The organism is Haloarcula sp. H-hyl6 (assembly GCF_056934455.1).
The window spans coordinates 316,658-341,601 of record NZ_JBRIIK010000003.1; the positions used below are offsets into that span (position 1 = coordinate 316,658).

Genomic DNA, 24,944 nt, shown 5'->3' on the forward strand with positions numbered 1-24,944 from the left:
TCGGGACTTAGGGGTGTACGGTACCACGTCACTGGCTACTGACACACTGGTCTTCAAGTACTGATTATCGCAGGAGTGATTCCTCTCGAACGACTCGACGAGATACGTTGCTAAAACTCCGCTATTTATGGTAATAATTGCCCAAGATGAGCCCATCTATCGTACTTTATAGACATAGAGACGAAATTATAGATAAATATTTGCATCACACCCGATTTTCTTGCCGCTTCTGGTATAGACAGTCTCAAATAAATTGTGCGTCTAGCGGCTTGGCGGACCAGAGCGTCGTGAGGGTGGATTTCCCGCCGTCGTTCGAGGGCTTGATTGAACGACTCGTGGAGCGTAATCGCTGTCAAGCACGTGATTGCCGTGGCGGCAACTGACGGACTGCGAGACGACCCTGCGGCACAGTAAATCGAGACGCACTGCTCCTCGTCATAGTGTGCCAGTACCGTCCGGACAGCCTCGGCAACTGTCTGGTAGCCGTTCTGGGACCCGTCGACCACCGGTACGTCGACACGCGTTACATCGCCTGTCTTCGTGCCCCTGTGTATGAGCGAGACGACGTCGTCGATGCCACGTGTCTGTAGCAGTGACTCGTCACTCGCGTCAGTTTCCCTCCCAACGAAAACTCCTTTCGCTACCTCGTCCATACTTACGCTGTCAAAGATAGCTACGCGGATGAACCGTGGAAACCCTTACTGCACCGGTCCCAGACCGCAGAAGAACTGGCTTCCCTATGGAAACGAAATGTCTACCATGGGCGATACCGGCAGTGCAGCTACTGTTGCAGAACTGGTGGACTATTGCCAGACACAGGCGCGACTGCTTCGCGGACGGATCGAAACCCTCGACGAGGAAGCGTCCACGCTACTGTCTGAAATCGACGAAGAACTAACCGCCGTGCGTGCACAGTTGGACGACCATGGTGGCGTCGCCAGCTCCCAATCGCCACAGAAACCCGAGATTGGCACTGATGAGGACTTGATGGCTCTCGAAGAGCTGGAAGCTGATCTCGCAGAGAAGCAAGCTGTGGTCAAAGCGAAGCAAACTCGGCGCGATGCCTTCGAGGAGTTGGCGGTCGGATATCTCGAACTCGCCGACCAGCTGCAGGCCGAGACGCCAAAGCTGTCGGTGGCTCTGGAACGTCTCGTTCAGTTCGAACGCGATCAGGACGCGCCAGCCTATTTCGACGACCGTGTAACAATGCTCGAAGCCGCGACTGAGGGCAACGCTTCGAACGAGTGACTATTCCTTCTCAAACGGACTCACAGGCAGTCGCGACCACAAAAACCGTCACTAAGGACATATACGGGGCGTAGAGTGTCACGACAATTCGAAAAACTGCGACGGAACTACCCCTTCATCCCCGAGAGACTCATCCCGCGGATGAAGTAGTTCTGCGCCGCGAGGAACACGAGGATAACGGGCGCGACGATAATGAGCGCCGCCGCCATCATCAGGCCCCACTCGGCGAAGTACTGGTTCCGAACCGCGAACAGCGCGATGGGGAGCGTGTACATCTCCGTGTCGTTGGCGATGATGAGCGGCCACTGGAAGTTGTTCCACGTCCCCATGAACGTAAAGATACCCAGCGTCGCCAGTGCGGGTTTCGCCAGCGGCAGGTAAATCTTGTAGAACGTCTGGAACTCGTTGCAGCCGTCTATCTTCGCGGCGTCGCCGAGGGCTGACGGCAGGCTCTTGAAGTGTTGACGGAGCAGGAAGATACCCAGCGGCTGGGCGACTAGCGGCGCGATAAGTCCCTGATACGTGTTCACCCAGCCGAGTTCGACGAGGATGAGGTACACCGGGATGAGGGTCACCATCCCCGGAATCATCATCGTCGAGATGAACCCGAGGAACAGCTTCTCGCGACCCCAGAAGTCGACTTTCGCTAGAGCGTACCCCGCAAGCGAGTCGAACGTGAGGTTGAACGCCGTCACCGCGCCGGCGAACAGGACGGTGTTGAGGAACCACCGGACCAGCGGGATGTCCGGACGTTCCCACAGCGTCACGAAGTTCTCCAGCGTGAACTCGGCGGGAATGAACGACACCGTCGCTGCGGTAGGCGTCGCCGACAGCGACGTGGTGAGAGTCCACCAGAACGGAAGCGTCATCCACAGCGCACCGGCCGTGACGGCGGCGTACAGCAACGCCGTCTTCGACCAGTACGCTGGCCCTGAGCGCTTGTAGCCGGGGTATTCGTAGTCCGACCGGGCCATCAGTAACTCACCTCCGCTTGGTCGCGATAGCGATACTGGTAGTAACTGAAGGTGAAGATGATGAGGAAGAGAACGAACGCCATCGCCGCTCCCTCACCGAAGGCACCTTCCTCGAAGGCACGCTGGTAGATGAGCAAGACTGTCGTCGTCGTCGCGTAGACCGGACCCCCCTGAGAGAACACGAGTGCGATGCCGAACACTTGGAAGGCCGAGATGATGGCCATCACGAAGACGAAGAAGTTCGTGTTGCCGAGGCTGGGCCACGTGACGTGCCGGAATCGGTGCCATTGGCTAGCCCCGTCTATACGGGCGGCCTCGTACAGTTCCTCTGGGATGTTCTGTAACCCCGCGAGGAAGAAAATCATGTTCGACCCGATGCCGCCCCAGATGGCCATCAGCATCACGCCACCCAGGGCCGTCTGGGGGTCACCGGCCCAGTTGTGTTCGAGAAACGAGGGCAGGAGCCCGTTGATGACGCCGTCGCCGGCGAGGAACCAGCGCCACATCACCGCGGACGCGGCCCCCGAGAGCATCACGGGCATGAAGTACGCCGCCCGGTAGGTCTTCTTGAACCGAACGCGCTTGTCGAGCATCAGCGCGACGGCGAGCCCACCGAATATCTGTAGCGGGACGGTGCCGATGGCGTACACGAAGGTGTTCTTCAGTGAGTACCACCAGAGGCTCGCCGAGGGGTCGGTGAACACCTCCGGTTGCCACACGATACTGCCGCTCTGGTACGTCAGTGGTAGCGGCTGGAGGACCTCGAAGTAATTCGCGAGTCCGACCCACTGTCCCGCTCCGGCGAGGATGCTCCACTCCTGAAAGGAGATGTAGAACGCGTACAGCACCGGGCCGAGCAGGAACGCCGAGAAGACGACGATGTTCGGCGCGACGAACGCGAAGCCCATGAGGTTGTTCTGGTCGTCGCGGATGCCGATTCGGCGCTTGGCCACCCCGAGGAAGTGCCTCGCGTTGGCGAGAACGTCCGCGAGTCGAGACTGCTGGCTCTCGGTCGCCATGGCGGGGTTACAGGACCTCGGAGTTGATGGATTCTTGTGCCGTCGAGAGGGCGTCGGACGGGGATTTCTCGCCGAGCATCGCGGCTTCCAACTGGGGGCGAACTCGGTTGACGATTGCCTCGCTGTTGGGACCGAAGGAGAAGGGGTGTGACCACTCGCCCGCTTCCAGCAGGGCTTTCCGACGAGGATGGTTCTGGTAGTACTCGAGGTCCGCATGCGACTTGCGGGCGGAGAGGGCGAGTCCCTTGCGTGCCCAACTCGCCATCCCCTCGTCGTTGGTGAGACTGCCGACGAGTTCGCGAGTGGCTGCTGGACTGTCTGTTTGGGCCGACGCGCTGTAGGAGACGGTGTACGCGATAGTCGCCTTTTGGCCATCACTCGGTGTCGGCAGGTGTGCGACGTCGACCTCCTCGTTGATAGACGGGTCGTCCTCGTATCCCTCGACGAACGGCAGGCCCCACGGTCCGAGGATGGCGACGCCGACCTCGCGACTGGCGAGTGCGGCACCGTGCCACCCGGCCCCGAGGTCGCTCGGCACGGCGAGCAGACCGTCCTCCTTGAGGCCGACGAGATACTCGAGCGCCTCGACACCGGCATCGGAGGCGAAGACGGCCTCGCTGCCGTCGTCAGAGAGCACTTGACCGCCGTTCTGATAGAGGAACGCCCACCACGACCGGCCGTTGGCGTACTCTATCATGGGGGCTTGGAAACTCTCGGCGCTTACGTTGTCCTTCAGTGCGGAGAGTGCGTCTTCGAGGTCCGACCACGTCTCGGGTGGCTCGATACCCGCTTCCTCGAACATCGCGGTGTTGTGAAACAGTCCCAGCGTCGAGAAGTCCTTGGGAATGCCGTACAGTGTGCCGTCGAACCGGAACGCGTCGAGCAACGGTTGGAAGAAGTCCTCGGTGTTGAACGACTCCGAGTTCGCTAGCGACTCCATCGACAACAACACACCAGCGTCTGCGAACGAGGGGAAGTACGACGAGTCGACGTAGAACGCGTCCGGTGCGTTGCCCGCCCCGAGTTGGGTCTTGATTTTCTGTTTGTACTCCGATTGAATCGGGTTGTAGTCGACGGAGATGCCATCGTGACTGGATTCGAACTCCGAGACGAGGTCCTGCAGGAGCGCAGACTCCTCGTTGTTGGCCGCCCACCCAGAGAGGGTGATGTCGGCGCTGATGGGGGTCGACGTCCCGTCGGTCGTCTGTTCGCTCCCGCCACTCCCACTACCGCTTCCCGAGTCGCCACCACCGTCGTTGCTACAACCGGCCAGCAGCGCTGCTGCGCCTGCGCTACCGACTCCACCGACGAACCGTCGCCGGGTCAACCGCTGACTGTCGTTACGTTCTGGCATGGACGTTCGTGCAGAACGTTTGGAGGGTGCATATTAAATCTACCGCTGTTCCCACTACTCCAGTAGTAATAGACTCGGGGTTTTATATGCCCCCTCGAGTAATCCGGGAACGATGAAGACCGATAGCACGGTGGTCACAGGTTCGACCTTCCTCGTCACCGACGAGGACGGACGACCGACACGGGACCACGACGGGTTCTACCATCGGGACGTCCGGCACCTCGACCGGTACGACGTGTCACTGTCGGCGGACCTCGAATCGTTGGAAGTAGTCGACGTGCGACCCGGTGAACGGTTACTGCACTTCGGGACGCCGTTAGAAGTCGGTGCACGGCGGCTCCACGTTAGCCGTCGCCAGTTCGTTACTGACGCACTCTACGAACGTCTCACAGTATCGAATCTGACGAACGAGCTCGCGGAGACGACGCTGACACTGTCGTTGGGCACGCAGTTCGACGACCTCTTCGAAGTCAGAGGGATGTGCGCCGACGTCGACCGAACCATCGACCACGTACCGCACGACTCGGGCGTCGTATTCCGCTACGAACCCGACGACGTCGACTTCTCCCGAACGGTGGGCATCAGCGTCGACGGCCCTGACGAGATGGCCGTCTCGACGACGACGGGAGACCGGGGCTCGGCGACACTCGAGACGACGCTTACGCTCGCTCCGGGTGAGTCACGGGAAGTAGCGGTCGCCGTTACGCCGTCGATGCCGGTCGACGACCCTAGGAACGCCCTCGAATCAGCGGCGCAGTCAGTTCGGACCCGCGAACAAGAGTGGCGGGCTGGCACGAACCTCCCCGCCCGCGACGAGGCATGGGCGGACGTTCTCGTCGAGAGCCGTGAGAACCTGTTGGAACTGTGCCTCGATACCGAGCACGGACCCGTATTCTCGGCAGGTGTCCCGTGGTTCGCCACCGCATTCGGCCGTGATTCGCTCATCGCCGCCTATCAGGCACTCCCACTCACGACGGACGTTGCGAAGGGGACCTGCCGGTATCTGGCGACCCACCAGGCGACTGAACTCGACCCCGAACGGGACGCCGAACCGGGGAAGATACTTCACGAGATTCGCCACGGCGAACTCACCGCGCGCGAACTCGTCCCACACCGACCCTACTACGGGACTGTCGATGCGACGTTGCTGTTCGTCGTCCTCGTACACGAGACGTGGCGCTGGACCGGTGACGACGAGTTCGCCGCCGAGATGTGGCCCGCCGTCGACCGCGCCCTGACGTGGCTCAACAGGTACGGGCAGGGCGACGACGGCTTCGTCGACTACGAACTCGACACCGAGGGTGCCGGGAGCCTCCGCCACGTGGCCTGGAAAGACAGCGGCGACGGTATCGTCTATCCCGACGGTGCGCATCCGACTGGGTCGCTTGCCGTCGCCGAGGTTCAGGGGTACGCCTACGACGCGATGCGTCGTGGAGCGGAACTGGCCAATGCAGTCGGCGACAGTGACAGTGTTGCACCGTTGGTCGAGGCGGCCGATAGCCTGCAGTCGCGGTTCGACGAACGATTCTGGCTCCCCGAGGAATCGTTCTACGCCGTCGGCGTCGACGGGGACGGGACGCCGATTCCGGCGGTGACGACGAACCCTGGCCACTGCCTGTGGAGCGGTATCGTTCCCGAGGACCGTGCTGATGCCGTCGTCGACCGTCTGTTGGAACCCGACATGTTCACCGGGTGGGGCCTTCGGACGTTCGCCGATTCGCACGACGCGTACAACCCGCAGAGTTACCACCTCGGGAGCGTCTGGCCACACGACAACTCGGTAGTGGCGCTCGGGATGGCCCGCTACGGACGTGAGAACGCCGCTGAGAAGATTGCGGAGGGACTAGTCGCCGCCGCTCGTTCTCGCGGGAACGACCGGCTTCCGGAACTGTTTGCCGGGTTCGACCGGACCGAGACGGACGTACCGGTGACGTACGGCGAGGCGTGCGAACCGCAGGCGTGGGCCGCTGCCGCACCGCTGGCCTGTCTGCGTGCCGTCCACGGTCGGCCAGTAGACCCGTCTCTCGTCGTGGAGTAACGGCTTTACGAATACCGAATACAGGGGATAGACAGAGCCCATGACTGACCGACCACGACTGAACCCCGCCGGAGCGCTCGCAGCCTTCGGGAGAGCGACGTATTCGGACCTCGTGAGCGTCGTCCTCCTGAGCGTCGCCTTCTGGGTAGTCAGCCTCCCTGTCGTCACGCTCGGCCCCGCAGTTCTCGCATTGGTCGCCGCTATGACAGAGGGAGTCACGGGTCGGACCGACGGGCGAAAGGTGACCGAACGAGACCGACTCCGGCGGTTCCGGCAGACGTTCACCGAAGAGTTCAGGCGCGGTCTACCGCTCGGCGTACTGCTGGTCGCCGTCGTGGTGACGACGCTCTGGTACGCACAACTGGCTGTCAGCACTGGGAACGGCGCGCTCCTCGTCGGGACTCTCGTGGGGCTGTACGGGATAGTGCTCGCTGTCGTCGTCGTGTTCCGAGCGGCGACGCTATTCGTCCGTGAGGGGGCTCCCTCGGCACGTCTCGCCCTCTGGGACGCGGCCAAACACGCGCTCTCGACCCCGTCGTTCACCGTGTTGCAAGCTTCGTTCGCCGCGCTCTTGGGCGTGATTTGTATCGGTCTCGGTATCGCCGTCCTCCTCCTGTTGCCGGGGTTGCTGGCGGTCCTCGAAGTCGTCGCCTACGAGGAAAGTACTGGCGGCGGTGCGCTTCGGGTCGTTCGAGCCTATCAGGGCGAACTCCACGTCGGAGGGGACTCGTGACTCGTCTGGAACAGCACGTGGCGAGCACGGTGCCCGTGGCTTTCGTCGCCGTCGCCGTGGGCCACCATCCGGTGGTGGTCGTCCCACTTCTGGCAGGAACGCTCTTACCCGAACTGGATGCGCTCGCAGAACGGTATCACCGGTCGTGGGTGCTACACACGTTCCTGGTACCGGCGCTGGCGTATGCGGGACTTCAGCGAGTCGGCCTGCTCACACCATCGATAATGACGGGCATACACTTCGTCACGGTCGGGATGGCGCTTCACTTCCTCGCGGATTATGCCTATCCCCGCGAATCGACACACACTGGCGCACGCTGGCCGGTTCGTCCCGTCTTCTTTTCCGCCCCGTGGGGGCTCCTCTGGCTCGGCATCGCGTGGACCGTCCAGTGGTTCCTCTATCTGTCTCCAGCGTTTATCCCGTGGTTAGTGGGATTGACGGGCTGAAACGCTATCACTACTGGAGTAGTAACAACTAAGTCGCGGGAGTGTGACCGTAGTGGTAGAACATGGCGAGTGCTGAAGAGACACACATGGCCGTCGAGTACGATGGCGTCACCAAACGGTTCGACGCCGACGATGGCGACGTCATCGCGGTCGACGACCTCGACATCGCGGTCAGAGACGGGGAATTTCTCGTCCTCGTCGGCCCGTCGGGATGCGGGAAGTCGACGACGCTCCGGCTCTTAGCCGGCCTCGAAGAGGTGAGCGATGGCGAGGTCCGCATCAGCGACACCGTCGTCAACGAGCAGAAGCCCAAAGACCGGGACATCGCGATGGTGTTCCAGAACTACGCGCTGTACCCGCACAAGACCGTCGAGGAGAACATGCGATTCGGCCTCGAGATGGCGACGGACCTGCCGGACGACGAAATAGGTCGGCGGGTCGAGGAAGCCGCCGGAATGCTCGGCATCACCGACCTTCTCGACCGACGGCCGGATGCACTCTCGGGCGGCCAGAAGCAGCGCGTGGCCCTCGGACGCGCCATCGTTCGGGAACCAGAAGTCTTCCTGATGGACGAACCGCTGTCGAACCTCGACGCGAAACTCCGCACAGAGATGCGGACCGAACTCCAGCAACTCCACGAGCAACTGGGCGTCGCCACCGTCTACGTCACCCACGACCAGACGGAGGCGATGACGATGGGTGACCGAATCGCCGTCCTTAACGACGGGCAACTTCAGCAACTCGGCACGCCACTCGAGTGTTACCACGAACCCGAGAACCGATTCGTCGCGGGGTTCATCGGCTCTCCGTCGATGAATTTCCTCGACCTTTCGTACGACGCGCGGTCGGGCGTCGGTACCGCCGACGGTATCGAGTACGCGTTCACAGACAGACAACAGACGAGACTCGGCGACCACGACAGAGACGTCGCTCTCGGTATCAGGCCCGAAGACGTCGAACTCGCCACCGAATCCGGACCGGACACCGTCGAAGCGACCGTCGACGTGGTCGAACCGATGGGCCGGGAGAACCTGCTGCACGTCACCGTCGGCGAGACAGACGTGGTCGCATCCGTCTCCGGAGAGTACGACATCGAGTTCGGACAGCGCGTCCGCCTCCGATTCCCACGTGACCGAACCCACGCCTTTGACGGCGACACCGGCACTGCCGTCTTCAACCGTGCCGTCTCGACGGAATCCCTTCCTGAAGGCGTCACGCTTTAGCGACGCCACAGCACAGGTTTCGGTAATGGACACGGAGACGCTCCGAACGACGCTCGAAGACATCGGGTTGACGCAGTACGAAGCCGAGGCGTACGTCACCGTCCTCGAACTCGGGAGTGCGTCCGCGACAGAGATTGCCGACGCGAGCGGCGTTCCACAGGCCCGTATCTACGACGTGTTGCGTAATCTGGAGGGGCGCGGCTACGTCGAAACCTACGAACGCGGCAGTCTGCACGCCCGAGCACGTGACCCGGAGGAGGTCGTCGAGAAACTCGACGCCTACGCCGATACCGTCACCGAGGCAGGAGCAGAACTGCGCGACCGTTGGGAGGCACCGACTGTCGAAAACCACCAAGTGAGCGTCATCAGGCCCGTCTCGACGATATACGACCGAGCGGAAGAACAGATTGCCGACGCGGTCAACGAGATAGAGATTGCGCTCACACCCGCACAGTTCGAAGAACTCAGAGAGCACCTCGTGGCTGCCCGTGAACGGGATGTCGTCGTGAAGGCAACTCTGACGGGTGTCGAAGAACTCCCCGACCTCGATTTCGAAGGCGCGGTGACGGAAGCCCGACATCGGCGCCTCCCCACGCCGTTTCTCGTCCTTGTCGACCGCATGGCGGTGAGTTTCACGCCCGAGGAGTCACTCCATCCTCAGCAGGAATACGGTCTCCTCGTCAACGATTATTCGCTCTCACGGATGTTCGACTGGTACTTCCAGACCGCCTTCTGGGAGCCGTGGCCTCAGGTGTACAGCGAACGCGATAGCGGTCTTCCGCGGACCTACACGAACATTCGCGAGTGCATCCGGGACATCGTCGACGACGTCGACGCGGGCAGCGAGGTCGTCCTGACGGTTCAGGGACAGGCCCGCAGGGACGGCGTCGAACGTGAACTCACGGGCCGCGTCCTCGACATCCGCTACACTGCCGGTCAAAACGGACCCGCGCTAGCGACTTTCACGGATGAAGCGACGATAACCCTCGAAACGCCCGAGGAAACGTTCGCGGTCGGTGGTTGGGGTGCGATGCTGGAAGACATCGAGGCACGCCGATTCGTGGTCGAGGCGATAGACTAAGGGCGCGCTTCTGTGTGCGAAATATGGGTCACAGACTTTTCTCAGTTGTACACTCCTGTAGCCGAGACATCGTAGCCCCGCTCGACGAGTGCTTGACGCTCGCAGCGAAACTCAACGGGGTGAGTCTTGAACCCCATAGAGACGTCCGTTGGTCATTGGACGGAAGTATTACGATGACCGCGGTGGGGCTGAGTCTGGCGTGAAAGACGACCGAATTGAAGACATCTCCTTCTGAGGCAAGGGCGACCAGTTCCCATTCCCGTCCCTACCACCACTCCTGTGACGCTCAGTCAACGTGCGTAGGTATCGAATCCTCAGAACCGGTAAGTCCGCCGTACAACTACTAAGTTGGTCATAGTCTTCACCGGAACGAACAGAGAAGCTGGGTATGGCACCCGTGGTCCGAACAGTCCTTATCGCCGTGAGTATCTCTCTCGTCACCGTAGCTGGGATCACCACGGGCGGACTGCCGATTTCTCCTCCGGCAACCGCTGAAACACCGACGACGCCACTCCGGTCCGAGCTATCGGGAGAATTTGGGCCCGATACTGCTACGTTCCCACCCGGGACCTCCAAAGACGGAATCGAGAACGGGACCCGCCTCGTCAAAGTTCATCAGGCTGCCTTGCGCACTGCCTCGTATCGAGAACGATCGGTGTGGGAAGACCTCGTTACGGTATACACGAATGGAACGCTCCGTTATCCGGCGGTTCGGCAGTACACAATCTCGGTCAGAGACGGCACTAACGGCACCGAAGTCCGTATCGCCAACGGCAACGAATCGTTCTCGTACTGGTTCACCCGAGAGGCGACGATGGTGGAACTCTATCAGGAAACGTGGGGGCCCGAGACTCTGTACGAATACAGACGCGGGGACGACGAATCTTACGGACAGTCACGGTATCTCCCCGAGTTCGGCTCGAGTACTCTCGATCAATACCTGCGTGATCTGGACTACGAGTTCGTTGGTACCGTTCCAGTGGACAACAGGACGCTCTACGTCTACTCGTCGACGGGTATCAATGAGACGGTGCAACCGAACATCGGGGATACGCCAGTGGTCGCTACGACCGAGACGATCCACGCGACCGTCGTGGTAAGTGAGGAAGGGATCATTCGGGGGTTTGCTGCCCAAGAGACACATGTCGTCGAGAACGAGACAGTGACACTAGCTCACCAGTACTGGGTCGGGGGAATCAACGAAACAGTCACGACGACCCCGAGCTGGGTCACAAATGGGATTGCCCAGTATAACGCATCGTTGACTGCCAACGGGTCAATGGTTGCACTCACCCATCTCGGTGGGCCGTCGGTATCAGACCCCGCGATCTTCCTCGATACACCCACCGATTACGGTCAAACGGTATACGACGGCACGATCTCCCCTGGAGAGACGATCTATCTCTCGCTCGTCAAGAACGAGTCGAATCGAACGGATTTGGCTGTCACAGACGAGCGTCCAGAACTGAACCGTTCATTCGTGTCCCTCGGTTCGGGAGAGCTGTCAGTCACTGCGCTGCGGTACATCTTTGGCTTACCAGACCCGAGTAACACGATTCAAATCACAATCCGCGAGCGATCGAACCCATCACGATGAAACGTGGCGACGTCCACCGACATTTCGGCGCCACGACACCAGCTATGTCCAGTCCGAGCCACACACCGCCCGCATCGCGTCGCCTAGCCACCGCCGGCGAACCCTACGACTACTACCAGAACGGAAACCTACAGGAGTTCCGCCGCAAGGTCCAGATAATCTTTCAGGACCCGTTCGACTCGCTGAATCCCCGTCAGACCGTCCGGAAGTTGGTCGGCGAACCGCTGACCATCCACGACTACCGGACCGATGAGCGGGAACGAGCTATCGTCGAGACGCTGGAGAAAGTGGGCCTGACCCCCGCCGAAAAGTTCCTTGACCAGTACCCGCACGAACTGTCGGGGGGGCAGCGCCAGCGCGTCGCCGTCGCGAAGGCACTGGTGCTGGACCCGGATTTCCTCATCTGTGACGAACCAGCTTCGATGCTGGAGTCTCGCTGAAGGTGAACCTGCTCAACCTGCTTCGGGGACTGGCCGACACCGAGGACATCGGCATCGTCTACATCTCCCACGACCTCGCGAGTCTGGTGCAGGTGTCGGACCGACTGGCTATCATGTACCTCGGCCGAATCATCGAGGAGGGCGACGTCAACCACATCGCGAATCAGCCGAAACACCCCTACACGACGTCACTGTTGTCCGCGGCCCCGGAGAAAGATCCGACAGCCGACCGGACCCGGGTCCTCCTGGACGGGGAACCGCCGGATCCGGTCGACCTCCCGTCGGGGTGTGCGTTCGCACCGCGGTGTCCCAAAGCCGAGGAATCGTGCCGGGAGGCCGAACCGGGCCTCGACGAGGCCGGTATCGACGACCACCGGGCGGCGTGTTACTTCCCCGACGACGAGAGCGAGTCGGCCGTCTCGAACGGGACTGCCGGCGACGGTGGCTTCGAGACGCCGGTCGACGCCGACTCGCTGAGCGACTGACGCCATGACAGGGTTCGAGGCGAGCGTCGTGATGGTCGTCGGAAGCCTCTCTACAGACGTCGCCACGGCCCTCGGCGTCGCGTTGCTCGCCGCCTTGCTTGCTCTGTCGGGCTTCTTCTCCTCCGCGGAGATAGCGATGTTCTCGCTGGCCCAACACCGCGTCGAGTCGCTGGTTTCGGACGGCGCGTCGGGAGCGGCGACCGTCGCGTCGCTGAAGGCCGACCCCCACCGACTGCTGGTGACCATCCTCGTCGGGAACAATCTCGTCAACATCGCTATGTCCTCCATCGCCACGGGACTGCTCGCGATGTACCTCACACAGGGACAGGCCGTGCTGGCGGCGACGTTCGGCGTCACGGCAGTCGTCCTTCTGTTCGGCGAGAGCGCCCCCAAGAGCTACGCCATCGAGAACACCGAGTCGTGGGCGCTGACCGTCGGTCGCCCGCTCAAGTTCTCGGAGTACCTACTCTATCCGCTGGTGGTCACGTTCGATAAGTTGACCCGCGTCGTCAATCGCCTGAGTGGCGGCGGTACCGCCATCGACTCCTCGTACGTGACCCGCGACGAGATACGCGAGTTGATTCAGACTGGCGAGAGCGAGGGCGTTATCGAGCGTGAGGAGCGCGAGATGCTCCAGCGGGTGTTCCGCTTCGACGACACCATCGCCAAGGAGGTGATGACGCCGCGACTGGACGTGGCTGCCGTGCCCCGGACGGCGACCGTCGACGACGCGGTCGCCGTCTGCGTCGAGAGCGGCCACTCTCGTCTGCCCGTCTACGAGAGCGACCTCGATAGCGTGGTCGGCGTCGTCGAACTCCGTACCCTCGTCGGTGGCTACGACGACGCTGTCGACGAGCGAACCGTGGTGGTCGACGGAGCCGTCGACATCGAGGCTGTCAACGATATCGTCGGCGTCGACCTGCCAGACGGCGAAGAGTTCGAGACGATCGCTGGGTTCGTCTTTAATCGCGCCGGCCGACTGGTCGAAGCTGGGGAGATCATCACCTACGACGGTGCCGAACTGACCGTTGAGGCCGTCGACAGGACCCGAATCGAACGAGTGCGCATCACCGACCCCGAACCGGTGGACGGCTCAAGACGCGAAACAACTGCAGTGAGTTGATCAGCGAACCGTGTGCCGAGACAACCCTCAGTCGTCCTGTATCACGATGGCGACCGGCCGGTGGGCTCTAGCAAGACTGACGGGGTCATGCTACCGAACAAGGTTTTGGCCGTTGGGGAACGCCTCCGGCGGCCGCCGTCCCAGACTGGGCAGCAGTACGCGATGACGACAGTGTCGGCCGATAGCTACCCGACAATCACTCTGTATCCAGCCGGTTGTTGGGTAGCTAGTCACCGAGCCATTTCCGGAACGTCGTTTCTTGTTGGGAATACAGCTCAAAACAACTGCTCAGTAGAGGTGCATACTGGGAATCTTCAGGGAGAGAAAACACATGACGAATTTATGTCCACGAGGGAGAGATTTATAGGACGGAGAAAACGGGCAATGGGAAGCATACATAACCAAGCATTTCGAGAGGCCGTCGAAGCCGCTGGGCATTCGGTCTACTTCACCGACGAAAACGGCGTGATAGAATACGTCAATCCAGCATTCGAGATCATTACTGGCTACTCTAAAGATGAAGCTGTCGGACGAACCCCACGTATCCTGAAGTCCGGGGAACACGACCAAGAGTTCTATCAAGAGTTGTGGGAAACTATCACAGCTGGCGACGGTCCGGTACCAGCCGATGTCGTTCGTATCGTCGACGCGGTGCGGGCCACGGCCGGTCGGACGCTGGTCACCGCCATCTGCGATCCGGAGAAGCAATCCGTGGCTGACCCGGCTCTTTCCTCACCGGACCGATATTGGTAATAATGAACAATACTCTTGGCTGTTCCATCACCTGAACAGGAGTTCGAAGACCGATGTGGCCGAGACACAGGCGATTGAGAACATCAGGCGCTCCAGTCCTGTTCATAAACCCTGTTATCTCACATCCTGTCTGATGCAGTATTGTGGGAGTAATGCAAAACAAATATGTCGGTGCTGTTCAAACGGTCAACTAATGGCTGGAGATATCGAGGAGATCCGACGACAGAAAGTAGCGGAACTCCGGGATAGGGCTGAAACGGGCGATTCTGAAGAATCTGGCCCGAAGAGTCTGTCTAAGCCGACCCACGTCAACGGAGGCGCCGAGCTATCAGAAACTGTCACAGAGTACGACCTCGTGCTAGCCGACTTCCACGCCGATTGGTGTAGCCCGTGCCAGATGCTCGAACCAATCGTCGAAACGATCGCGACCGATACCAGCGCGACCGTGGCGAAAATCGATATCGACGCGAACCAGCAACTCGCCGCCGAGTACGATGTTCGCGGAGTCCCAACACTCGTCCTGTCCGCTGACGGTAAGCCGGCAGAACGGCTCGTCGGAATGCAGGATGAGGCTCAGCTTCGCTCCGCAATCGAAACGCACGCTTGAAACAAATATGACCGATGGATCTGCTGGCGCGGACGGACCACACTCAAATGACCGCTCACTTGCGAATATCGCTCACCATCTCGAATCGACACTGAATGATAAACTCCGTGACACGCTGGTCGGCCTCGCTTCTTACGAGGACGGCGAGTACGATGTCGTCTACCGAGACGAGGCGGCGTCCTCACAGTACACTGTTTCGGACATCCGTGCGATTCTGGAGCACATCCAGCTGGAGGCTATCGGCAGCTCGGTCTACGAGGAGTATCACGGGGAGTCGTTGCACGCAACTGTTCGCGTGTACGATACGCTGGTCACCGTCGCGGTGCCAGTCGACGAGACGGCCGGGCTCGTTGTCGTGGTGCGAAATGATGGCTCACACGACCCGTATTCAATAATTGAGACAGTCGAAAACGCGGTGTAGGGTCCCTAAAGAGGAAGATTGTGGTTTTCAACCAACGGACCACAACGTCTATCAGACGACGAAAAGTGGTATTGGACAACGATGGACGACAGGGGCAATATCACTCGTCGGCGAGCCCTTCTCGCTGGCGGCGGAATACTCGCACTCGGGGGCGGTGTCGCGTATGTCGCGTCACAGTCCGGATCGAGCGAGCATCACTACGTTCCCGCTACCTCCCACAGCAGCACCACGACGACAGAGTTCGGCGTCGAACTCGCTGGACGACCGATTGCGGGCCAGCGTGACGCTGCGGTGGACATCTACTACTGGACGGACTACCTGTGTCCGTTCTGCAAGAAATTCGAGACGGAGACGTTCCCTGAAATCGGTCGCAACTACCTCGACACCGGCGACGCCCGCCTGGTAGTGTTGTCCTATCCCAATATTGGGGAGTACTCGATGCCAGCGGCGATATGGGGGCGGTGCGTGTGGGCACAGGTTGCCGACAGTAATCCTGACGCATTCTGGAACTGGCACTCGGCGGCCTTCGACGAACAGCCTCGTTCCGGAACGGACTGGGCTGACGAGGAGACGTTCACCCAGGTTACCGAGCGGACAACTGGCGTTGACGTATCCGCGGTCGATAACTGCCGTGAGAAACGAGGGAACCCGATTCGTGAGAGTATGGATCCAAATATCGACGTGGCTCAGGCGGCGAGAATTCAGGGTACACCAGGTTTCGTTATCTACAACCGCGAGTCTGGGGCTGCTGGGAAGCTAGTTGGGGCCCACCCCTACGAGAACTTCGCGGAGGCAATCGACCAGGTGATGGACTCGTGAGCGGGAACAGTACTCCTGCGAGTCGCGACTGGGCTCGCAGTCTCCGCGGCGCGCTCGTCTACCCGCTTACGTCCGATCTACGCCTGTTGTCGACCGCCCTCGGCACAGTCGTCACGTACATCGTCTTGGTCTTGAGTTCGTTTCTCCAGTTCTCGATTCAGGTGCTTGCAAACGACCCGCGCACCGTCGTCTATGCCGTTACCGCACTCACTCGAGAAGTATACCTGAGCACCGGTGCAGTCGGTCTCGCACTGGTCGCTGGATACGCAGTCTTAACCGGTATTGCGACGACAAACGCACTGGCGTTGGTACGACGCGCGCGTCGTCGAGGGACTGCAACTGTCGTCAGCGTCGTGCCCGGAGTGGTTGCCGCCGGCTGCGCGAGCTGCGGTGCGGGTGTGCTCGGAGCGCTGGGGTTCGTCGGTGCGATGGCGGCGCTGCCGTACGACGGCAACCTTCTCCGCGTAGGCGGCATCGCCCTGCTTCTCTATTTCCTCGGGCGCGCAGGTGATCCACAGACGTGTTCGATCGATTCAACGTGACTATGCGACAGACCAATCGACCTCAGACGGTTGAGACACAGAACGCATCGAATAACCGAACGGATGGCGCTTGGCGAGGGGAGGTGGGGCAGTGACGGACCTCCCGCGCCCCCGGCTTGTGAAGAGCGCCGGCGTCGGCATCGGAACCTTCCTGCTGTTCGGGGTCGTGACAGGACTGATACCGAACCCCATCTACGTTCGCATGGTGGAGCGTACCTTGGCAGACTACCTATTTCTGCTCGCCACGGCAGCGTTCGCAGCCATCTTCGTCTACCAACGGTCGCTGACTGAAGATCCGATCGGCGACCGCTACGCCGCCGGCGGCATCGTCGGCGGGTTCCTGGCGTTCGGTTGCCCGATCTGTAACGTCGTGCTGCTGACGCTATTCAGTTCGTCGGCGCTCATGACCTACTTCGACCCGCTGCGGCCGGCGCTCGGCGCAGTGAGCGGCGTCGCCTTCGGCGGATTGCTATACTATCAGCGACAGCGTTGCGAGGCGTGCGGACGGTAGCGCTCGGATCAGGCGTCGCAGCTCTCGTCGCCGGTCCGAAGTCGAACGAAGCCTACCAGAAGCGCCACGGTTACGGCCGTCACGATAATCTGAACCAGACTCCCACCGAGAGCGGCGGTGCCGCCGCCAGCGATGGCGCCGGCTGCACCGGTCGACGCTGGGGCCGCGACTAGACAGCAAAGACTCAGCGCGCCGCCCAGTCCGAATAGTGCCCGATACGACTGTGTCGATTCGGCGCTTCCATCCGAGTCGGCCATTCCTCGAGTGGTACTACCGCTCCGTATCGCTTGTTCTTTTGGGCTGTTCTTCTGGGAGTTCTATGCGGCGGGCGACTGCGCGGAGGCACGCCACGTCGTGACCGGCGAGCCCGACCATGTGCCCCTAGCGCTGACCGCCAATCGCGCCGGCCGGGCGATCGGCCAGACGGTTACAGGTACACCGACGCCGGTCGGTGACATCGCGGGGACCGCAATCGTGAAGGCGTTCGACCTGGGTGCGGCGCGCACTGGAATCATCGACGAGGCGCGGGCTCGGGAAGCCGGCTTCGAGCCCGGCAATGTGACGATCACCGACGAATCACGCCCTGGTTACTACCCCGGCAGCGAAGCGATTCAGGTCACCCTCGTCGCAGATCGGGGCTCCGGACAGCTACTCGGCGGTAGCGTGGTCGGTGCTGAGGGGGCCAAGCGAATCGACACGGTTGCGATGGCCCTACACGCCGGCATGACGGCTACAGAACGCCGACCTGGCGTACGCCACGCCGTTCAGCCCCGTATGGGACCCGGTGCTGACGGCCGCGAAAGCACTCGCCGGTAAACTGGGGTGAGTGTGACCGGCGCAGTTCCCGAGGAGTACGTCCGGACCTCCGAGAGGAGCTCGTGGAACTGGCGCTCGACGTGCTCCCAGTGGGACACGTCGAATCCGCACGGTGACACGTGCGAAAGCGTCGACCTGCTCGAGGCGGTACTGGGGCCGCTCTCCCTCGACATCGAGCGGTTCGCCGTCGACCCGGGGAAGCCTGAACCCACTCTCGTTCGTGGCCGGCGAGCGCGACTTGGCAGGGGAAGTCCCGACCGCCGAGACGTAGTCGTCGTCTGCAAGATGGACGTCGTCGCCAAGCGAGCGACGAGGGTACTGAGAGACGAAGGGGACGATGCGTCGGATGCCGACTGTCGAGGACGGTAAGCCGGAACCTTGCCAACCGACAAATCGCTCTCTAAGTGTAGTCCGTTGTTTAGCCCGTGTCTCGGTCGGTTTCGTGTCCCCCCTCCGCGGAAGGAGACGATTCCAATGAGCGACCACAAAGATGTCAGCTTCGAGCAGTACGCGTTCGACGACGGAGACCGAGCACAGGACGACGACGATACGCAGATCCCCGACGACAGGCTCTGAGTCCTCAGTGTCGTCGTCTCTGAAAAACCGCGAGCGCGTACAGCAAACTCCGGTAATTGCCTCATCGAGCGTGAGGGTGAATCCGTTACTACAGTGCTCGGAATCACGGCACACGTCAAAATCATCTCCCGAAGTTGCGACTGGTCGACTGGCTCCCTCGACGCATATGGTCCCAACTACCGACGTCCATCATACAAGTGGAGTTGTACTATATCAATTAAATTGGGGAAGGTTTATATGATAGCTCCCACCACCAGATATTGCGGTCGAAACCGACAGACCCCACATATGGGGTTATAGAGCTGGAGGGTCGACGAGTGACAACTATGGACTGCCCGGACTGCGGGAACGACCGAACACGCGTCATCGATACCGAGAGCAGTGCCGACGGAGCTTCCGTCCGACGGCGACGCGAGTGTCAACGGTGTACGTTCCGCTTCACCACCTACGAACGTCCGGAGTGGGATTCCCTCCAGGTGAAAAAACGCGACGGAACCATCGAACCCTTCGACCGTGCGAAACTTCGCGCGGGTATCGAACGCGCTGTGGAGAAGCGCGACGTGTCCGAGACGCGCGTGACGAGCCTCGTCGACGACGTCGAGAGCACACTTCAAGATCGAGAGACACGCATCGTCTCCTCGAGCCTCGTCGGCGAACACGTCTCCGACCGATTACGCGCCGTCGACAAGGTCGCGTATATTCGATTCGTCTCGGTCTACAAAGCCTTCTCCGAACCAGAGGAGTTCCTTCGCGAACTCGATGCGGTCCTCGATGCGGAAGTCGACGATTTCGAACCAGCGATAAACGACGATCAATCGCCTAACACATGAGCCAGCAATCCAATGGGACGGCACCTGATATCCGTCCGATCCTTGACCGAGCACGTACCGACATCGAGACGAATCTAACCTCGGCAGACTGGAACGACCTCGTCACCGAGATCGAACGCAATCTCTACGATGATGCACCCGTCGACGAAGTCTACCAGGCTGTCATTCAAGCCCTGACCGCACGTGTAGAACGTGAGCCGAAGCTCAAACGCGTTGCAGCAGCGGTCTTCCGACAGCGATACTACCGGGAGATACTCGGCGAAAACCTAACTGGATTTGAACTTGACCGTGCATACCGGGAGGCGTTCGTCACGAACCTCCAACGTGCTGTCGATCTCGCCCTCCTTGACGAGCGCCTTACCGAACGTTTTGACCTAGATGACCTCGCTGCATACCTCGAACTCGGTCGCGACCAGAAGTTCGAATACATGGCGATGGAGACGCTGTACCAGCGGTACTTCCTCAAGATCGAGCAGAACGGGGAACACCTCGAACTCCCGCAGGCGTTCTGGATGCGGGTCGCGATGGGGCTCGCAATCGAGGAGGACGATCCGCAATCACGAGCCAAGGAGTTCTACGACGTGCTCTCGAAGCTAGAGTTCACTCCATCGACGCCGACGCTGTTCCACAGCGGTTCGACGCACCCTCAGCTTTCGTCGTGTTACCTGACGACAGTCCAGGACGACCTGGAGAACATCTTCGACTCGTACAAACACCACGCACAGCTTTCGAAGTGGAGCGGTGGGCTTGGCAACGACTGGACGAATCTCCGGTCGGCCGGTGCGCTCATCGAGAGCACTGGCGTTGAGTCGACTGGCGTCGTACCGTTCCTCCGTATCAGCAACGACGTCACGGCGGCGATCAACCGCTCTGGAAAACGGCGCGGGGCTGCGTGTGCGTACCTTGCCTGCTGGCACCTCGATTTCCCTGCCTTTACCGACCTCAAGCGCAACACGGGGGACGAGCGTCGCCGCACGCCGGATATGAACACGGCCGCGTGGATTCCGGATCTCTTCATGAAGCGCGTGAAAAATGGTGAGCAGTGGACACTCTTCAGCCCCGACGAGGTGTCCGACCTCCACGACCTCTCTGGTGAGGCGTTCGAAGAGCGGTACCGCGAATACGAACAGCAAGCCGACGAAGGCGAACTCAGACAGTACGACCGCGTCGACGCCGAGGACCTCTGGCGGAAGATGCTCACGCGACTGTTCGAGACGGGTCACCCGTGGCTGACGTTCAAAGACCCCTGTAACGTTCGCTCCCCACAGGACCACGTCGGGACAGTCCACTCTTCGAACCTGTGTACGGAGATAACGCTCAACACGACCGCGGACGAACACGCCGTCTGCAATCTGGGGAGCGTCAACTTCGCGACGCACGTCACAGATGGTGAACTCGACCGGGAATACCTCACGGAGACCATCGAGACGGCGATGCGGATGCTCGACAACGTCGTCGATCTCTGTTTCTACCCGACCGACGAGGCCGAACGCTCGAACATGCAACATCGTCCGGTCGGCCTGGGGACGATGGGCTTCCACGACGCCCTGATGCAACTGGAGATACCGATGGACTCCGAAGAGGCGGTCGAGAAGGCCAATCGCTGGCAGGAGTTCGTCTCCTACCACGCGCTTCTCAATTCCTCGAAGCTCGCGGCGGAACGCAACCCGTACCCCTCGTATGAAGGTTCGAAGTGGGACCGCGGCCTACTCCCACAGGACACCGTTGACCTCTTGGAGGACGAACGGGGCCGTGAGATTCCGACCGAGCGGGAGGAGACGCTCGACTGGTACGTCGTCCGCGAACACATCGAAGAACACGGGATGCGGAACTCGAACACGATGGCCATCGCCCCGACGGCGACCGTCTCGACCATCAACGGGACGACGCCGTCGATCGAGCCTCTCTACTCTAATCTGTACGTGAAGTCGAATATGTCGGGCGATTTCACGATCATCAACGACCAGCTCGTCGAAGACCTGCGAGAACTGGACCTCTGGGAGGAGGCGATGATCGACCGCATCAAGTATCACGACGGGTCGGTTCAGGAAATCGAGGCCATCCCAGACGACCTGAAGCGACTGTACCGAGGGGCCTTCGAGATCGATCCGCGTCATCAGCTTCGGCTGACGGCACACCGACAGACGTGGATCGACCAGTCTGTCTCGCACAACGTCTTCTTCCCGTCGACAGACGGTTCCCTCCTTACCGATGTGTACGAGACGGCGTGGGAACTGGGTCTGAAAACGACCTATTACCTCCGAACGCTCGGGGCTTCCCAGATCGAGAAGTCCACGCTGGACATGTCCGAGTACGGGAAGACTCAGCGTCGCGATGGGTCTTCGTCTGAGGCCCTCGAATCCGATGGTGGTCGTCCCACCGACGAGGGCGACCTCTGCAGAGTCGAGGATTCCACCTGCGAGGCTTGTCAGTAACACACGCAAAGAACGTCCGCTCAATCACTACGACGATGCCCATCATCAACAACGACGCCGAACACGACCCGAACAAGATACTCCCGATCGACTACGACTGGGCCCGCGAGTACTACGAAGCCGGTGTGAACAACAACTGGGTGCCCGAGGAAATCCCGATGCAGGACGACGTCACCCAGTGGAACGGCGAGGCCCTCTCAGACGCCGAACGACAGCTCGTGGAGTGGAATCTCGGCTTCTTCTCGACGGCCGAGTCGCTCACCGCGAACAACATCGTCCTGGCAGTGTACGATTACGTCACAGCCCCCGAATGCCGTCAGTACCTGCTCCGGCAGGCCTACGAGGAAGCCATCCACACGGACACGTTCATCTACTGTTGTGACTCGCTCGGGTTCGACCCAGAGTACCTCTATGGAATGTACGACCGCGTGCCGTCCATCAAAGAGAAAGACGAGTTCGTGGTCGACTTGACGCGGGTAATCAATAGAGAGGGCTTCACCATCGAAACGGACGAAGACCTCCGCAACTTCCTCCGTGACCTCGTCGGATTCTACGTCATCATGGAGGGGATTTTCTTCTACGCTGGGTTCGCGATGATGCTCGGCCTGAAACGCCAGAGCAAGATGGTCGGCGTCGGGCAACAGTTCGAGTACATCATGCGTGATGAGTCACTCCACCTCGGGTTCGGCGTGGACCTCATCAACCAGATTCGGACTGAGAACCCGGGTGTCTGGACCACCGAATTCGGTGACGAAGTGGTTGATCTGATCACCGAAGCCGTCGAATTAGAGAAAATCTACGCCTACGAGGCCTGCCCTGACGAGATTCTCGGAATGAGTGCCGAACAGTTCGCCGAGTACGTCGAACACATCGCCGACCGGCGCCTTGGACAACTCGACTTACCGGAACAGTACGGGACCGACAATCCGTTTCCGTGGTTGTCCGAGCAAGTCGACCTGAACAAGGAGAAGAACTTCTTCGAGACGCAAGTGACTGAATACCAGAGTGGAGGGAGCCTCGACTGGTAGTGTTCGACCGCGATCCGCAAAGCGAAGGGAACGTCTTTCGAACTATCGCACAGTGGCACCACGCCGAATGGACAGCTTACCGTCCCGCTGAAGCCGATGTAGTCTCAACTCCCCTGAAGATTGGGGCGAAATAGCGGTAGCCGCGCGCCCGCCCGGGGAAACAGTCGGTGAAAGCGACATACCTAACTGCGACCCCGGCAAATCGAGCCACGAGTTAGCAATGATGCATCACGACGTCGCCATCGTCGGTGGCGGTTGCGTCGGGCTGTCTGTCGCGAAGCATCTCGCGGCACAGACGGACCTCGACGTCGCCGTCCTCGAGAAGGAACACCACCTCGCGGAGCACCAGAGTGGCAGGAACTCTGGCGTCCTCCACCCGGGGTTCAACTACCCGCCCGACTCGAAGAAAGCCCGCTTCGCCACCGAGGGGACCAGACGGATGAAGGAGTACTGCGCGGACAACGACGTGCCGTGCGAGGAACTGGGGGTCCTCGTCGTGGCGAAGACGGACCGCGAAGCGGCCCATCTGGAGACGCTCGCCGAACAGGCCGAGGCCAACGGCGTCGAGTACGAACTGCTGGAGTCCGAGGAGGCGATTCACGAGCACGAACCGCACGCCGTCGGACAGCGTGCCCTCTACGCTCCGGAAGCCGCCTCGGTGGACTCACAGCAGTACGTGTACGCGCTCGCGCGCGACATTCAACGGGCCGGCGTCTCGCTGTACACCGGTCACGCCGTCACACAGGTCGAACACACCGCGGGCGGCTATCGTCTCACGACGAGCAACAGCGACATCGAGGCGTCGTATCTGGTGAACGCGGCGGGGTTGCACGCCGACACGTTGGCTCAACAGGTCGGCGTCGGTGAGGGGTATCAGGTCGTCCCGTTCCGCGGAGAGTACTACGAACTCACGCCCGAGAAGGCCGACCTCTGTCGGACGATGATTTACCCGACGCCCGACCCGGACCTCCCCTTCCTCGGCGTCCACTATACGCGCCGAACCGACGGGAAGGTCATCGTCGGTCCGAACGCGGTGCTGGCCTTCGGCCGCGAGGCGTACGACAACACCGACGTGGACCTGGCCGACCTCGCAGAGACGCTCACCTACGAGGGATTCAGGAAACTCCTCGCCTCCAAGACGATGCTGTCGGTCGCGTGGGAAGAACTGAACAAGTCCTACCGCAAGCAGAAGTTCGCCGAGGCGTCACAGCGCCTCGTCCCGGAGGTATGCGCGGAGGACTTAGAGAAGAGCTACGCGGGTATCCGCGCCCAACTGGTCAGCGCGGATGGCGAACTGGTGAAAGACCCGCTGTTCATCGAACGCGAGAACGCGGTGCACATCCTCAACGCGGTGTCTCCGGGGCTGACCTCCTCGCTTCCCTTCGGCGAACACATCGCCGAGACGCTCGCCGCGAAGGTCTGAGGTCGCGCGAGAAATTCGTCGACCGGGCCTATCGTTATGTGGGTTGCCCGTCACCCTCGGGTATGGAGTCAGCCGAGAACTTCGTCGCTGGAAGGTGGGAGGACCCGCACAAGACCGAACAGGCCTACGACGGAATCGAACGGCGTGTGCTCTGCTACGACGACGAGACAATGCAGGTCCACTACACCGTCGATGAGGGTGCGGTTTTCCCCGAACACGAACACGAGGAGACGAAACAGACGGTGTACGTCGTCGAGGGGGCCATCGAACTGTTCGGGGACCACGAGCAGACGCTGACGGCGGGCGACTCGTTCATCGTTGGGCCGGGCGTGCGTCACGGCGTTCGGGGCGTCGCCGAACGAACCGAACTGCTAGATACGTTTACCCCCCGCATCGAAGCCTACACGGAGTGAGTCGACCGG

The 24,944-nt window shown here is 60.9% G+C and carries 23 protein-coding genes and 3 pseudogenes; 22 read left to right on the forward strand and 4 right to left on the reverse strand.

The window, feature by feature from the left end; all coding sequences use genetic code 11:
• Positions 1-125 precede the first annotated feature (125 nt).
• A complete protein-coding gene (locus Hhyl6_RS19920; protein WP_483741000.1) occupies positions 126-653 on the reverse strand; it encodes a dual specificity protein phosphatase family protein in 528 nt (175 codons plus the stop codon).
• Positions 654-759: 106 nt separating this feature from the next.
• On the opposite strand from Hhyl6_RS19920, the gene Hhyl6_RS19925 reads away from it, so the two are divergent.
• Entirely contained in the window at positions 760-1,248 is a 489-nt protein-coding gene (locus tag Hhyl6_RS19925) for a hypothetical protein (RefSeq protein WP_483741001.1), read from the forward strand.
• A 107-nt stretch (positions 1,249-1,355) separates the two neighbouring features.
• Here the strand turns inward: Hhyl6_RS19925 and Hhyl6_RS19930 are convergent, their stop codons facing one another.
• Genes Hhyl6_RS19930 through Hhyl6_RS19940 form a run of 3 tightly spaced genes read right to left on the reverse strand, consistent with a single transcriptional unit; the run spans position 1,356 to position 4,595 of the window.
• Positions 1,356-2,222, reverse strand: coding sequence for a carbohydrate ABC transporter permease (locus Hhyl6_RS19930; protein ID WP_483741002.1), 867 nt, complete (start codon positions 2,220-2,222; stop codon positions 1,356-1,358).
• The gene (locus tag Hhyl6_RS19935) at positions 2,222-3,241 is read right to left on the reverse strand and encodes a carbohydrate ABC transporter permease (RefSeq protein WP_483741003.1); all 1,020 of its coding nucleotides are present in this window, start codon (positions 3,239-3,241) and stop codon (positions 2,222-2,224) included. Before Hhyl6_RS19935 ends, Hhyl6_RS19930 begins: the two co-directional genes overlap by 1 nt.
• Positions 3,242-3,248: 7 nt before the next feature.
• The gene (locus Hhyl6_RS19940) at positions 3,249-4,595 is read right to left on the reverse strand and encodes an ABC transporter substrate-binding protein (RefSeq protein ID WP_483741004.1); all 1,347 of its coding nucleotides are present in this window, start codon (positions 4,593-4,595) and stop codon (positions 3,249-3,251) included.
• A gap of 112 nt (positions 4,596-4,707) precedes the next feature.
• Between Hhyl6_RS19940 and Hhyl6_RS19945 the strand changes: the two genes are divergently transcribed.
• The 21 genes and pseudogenes from Hhyl6_RS19945 (at position 4,708) to Hhyl6_RS20045 (ending at position 24,935) form a co-directional block, all read left to right on the forward strand.
• Positions 4,708-6,633, forward strand: a complete 1,926-nt coding sequence (locus Hhyl6_RS19945) for an amylo-alpha-1,6-glucosidase (RefSeq protein WP_483741005.1) — start codon at positions 4,708-4,710, stop codon at positions 6,631-6,633.
• A 40-nt stretch (positions 6,634-6,673) separates the two neighbouring features.
• A complete protein-coding gene (locus Hhyl6_RS19950) occupies positions 6,674-7,366 on the forward strand; it encodes a DUF624 domain-containing protein (RefSeq protein ID WP_483741006.1) in 693 nt (230 codons plus the stop codon).
• The gene (locus tag Hhyl6_RS19955) at positions 7,363-7,812 is read left to right on the forward strand and encodes a hypothetical protein (RefSeq protein ID WP_483741007.1); all 450 of its coding nucleotides are present in this window, start codon (positions 7,363-7,365) and stop codon (positions 7,810-7,812) included. The genes Hhyl6_RS19950 and Hhyl6_RS19955 overlap by 4 nt, the downstream gene beginning before the upstream one ends.
• Before the next feature lie 62 nt (positions 7,813-7,874).
• Complete coding sequence (locus tag Hhyl6_RS19960) at positions 7,875-9,035, forward strand: ABC transporter ATP-binding protein (protein WP_483741008.1); 1,161 nt, start codon at positions 7,875-7,877, stop codon at positions 9,033-9,035.
• 25 nt (positions 9,036-9,060) lie between these two features.
• Positions 9,061-10,116: a TrmB family transcriptional regulator gene (locus Hhyl6_RS19965; protein ID WP_483741009.1), complete on the forward strand. Its 1,056-nt coding sequence runs from the start codon at positions 9,061-9,063 to the stop codon at positions 10,114-10,116.
• A gap of 388 nt (positions 10,117-10,504) precedes the next feature.
• On the forward strand, positions 10,505-11,713 hold the full coding sequence (locus tag Hhyl6_RS19970) for a hypothetical protein (RefSeq protein ID WP_483741010.1): 1,209 nt from the start codon (positions 10,505-10,507) through the stop codon (positions 11,711-11,713).
• Positions 11,714-11,805: 92 nt separating this feature from the next.
• A pseudogene (locus tag Hhyl6_RS19975) lies at positions 11,806-12,638 on the forward strand (ABC transporter ATP-binding protein); the annotation flags it as partial.
• Between the two features lie 4 nt (positions 12,639-12,642).
• On the forward strand, positions 12,643-13,761 hold the full coding sequence (locus tag Hhyl6_RS19980) for a hemolysin family protein (protein WP_483741011.1): 1,119 nt from the start codon (positions 12,643-12,645) through the stop codon (positions 13,759-13,761).
• Between the two features lie 402 nt (positions 13,762-14,163).
• A pseudogene (locus tag Hhyl6_RS19985) lies at positions 14,164-14,373 on the forward strand (PAS domain-containing protein); the annotation flags it as partial.
• Between the two features lie 334 nt (positions 14,374-14,707).
• Entirely contained in the window at positions 14,708-15,121 is a 414-nt protein-coding gene (locus Hhyl6_RS19990) for a thioredoxin family protein (RefSeq protein WP_483741012.1), read from the forward strand.
• A gap of 7 nt (positions 15,122-15,128) precedes the next feature.
• Positions 15,129-15,542: a DUF7522 family protein gene (locus Hhyl6_RS19995; RefSeq protein ID WP_483741013.1), complete on the forward strand. Its 414-nt coding sequence runs from the start codon at positions 15,129-15,131 to the stop codon at positions 15,540-15,542.
• Positions 15,543-15,623: 81 nt separating this feature from the next.
• On the forward strand, positions 15,624-16,361 hold the full coding sequence (locus tag Hhyl6_RS20000) for a DsbA family protein (protein ID WP_483741014.1): 738 nt from the start codon (positions 15,624-15,626) through the stop codon (positions 16,359-16,361).
• The gene (locus Hhyl6_RS20005) at positions 16,358-16,903 is read left to right on the forward strand and encodes a hypothetical protein (protein ID WP_483741015.1); all 546 of its coding nucleotides are present in this window, start codon (positions 16,358-16,360) and stop codon (positions 16,901-16,903) included. Before Hhyl6_RS20000 ends, Hhyl6_RS20005 begins: the two co-directional genes overlap by 4 nt.
• A 91-nt stretch (positions 16,904-16,994) precedes the next feature.
• Positions 16,995-17,414, forward strand: a complete 420-nt coding sequence (locus tag Hhyl6_RS20010) for a hypothetical protein (RefSeq protein WP_483741016.1) — start codon at positions 16,995-16,997, stop codon at positions 17,412-17,414.
• A gap of 318 nt (positions 17,415-17,732) precedes the next feature.
• Positions 17,733-18,240, forward strand: a pseudogene (locus Hhyl6_RS20015) (FAD-dependent oxidoreductase); the annotation flags it as partial.
• 2 nt (positions 18,241-18,242) lie between these two features.
• The gene (locus Hhyl6_RS20020; protein ID WP_483741017.1) at positions 18,243-18,599 is read left to right on the forward strand and encodes a hypothetical protein; all 357 of its coding nucleotides are present in this window, start codon (positions 18,243-18,245) and stop codon (positions 18,597-18,599) included.
• Positions 18,600-19,132: 533 nt separating this feature from the next.
• Positions 19,133-19,636 (forward strand): transcriptional regulator NrdR, encoded by a 504-nt coding sequence (nrdR, locus tag Hhyl6_RS20025; RefSeq protein ID WP_483741018.1) that lies wholly within the window; start codon positions 19,133-19,135, stop codon positions 19,634-19,636.
• Positions 19,633-22,071: a ribonucleoside-diphosphate reductase subunit alpha gene (locus Hhyl6_RS20030; RefSeq protein ID WP_483741019.1), complete on the forward strand. Its 2,439-nt coding sequence runs from the start codon at positions 19,633-19,635 to the stop codon at positions 22,069-22,071. Before nrdR ends, Hhyl6_RS20030 begins: the two co-directional genes overlap by 4 nt.
• A gap of 35 nt (positions 22,072-22,106) precedes the next feature.
• Complete coding sequence (locus tag Hhyl6_RS20035; protein WP_483741020.1) at positions 22,107-23,099, forward strand: ribonucleotide-diphosphate reductase subunit beta; 993 nt, start codon at positions 22,107-22,109, stop codon at positions 23,097-23,099.
• Positions 23,100-23,319: 220 nt separating this feature from the next.
• A complete protein-coding gene (gene lhgO, locus Hhyl6_RS20040) occupies positions 23,320-24,522 on the forward strand; it encodes an L-2-hydroxyglutarate oxidase (RefSeq protein WP_483741021.1) in 1,203 nt (400 codons plus the stop codon).
• Positions 24,523-24,584: 62 nt separating this feature from the next.
• A complete protein-coding gene (locus Hhyl6_RS20045; protein WP_483741022.1) occupies positions 24,585-24,935 on the forward strand; it encodes a cupin domain-containing protein in 351 nt (116 codons plus the stop codon).
• The last annotated feature ends 9 nt before the right edge of the window (positions 24,936-24,944 follow it).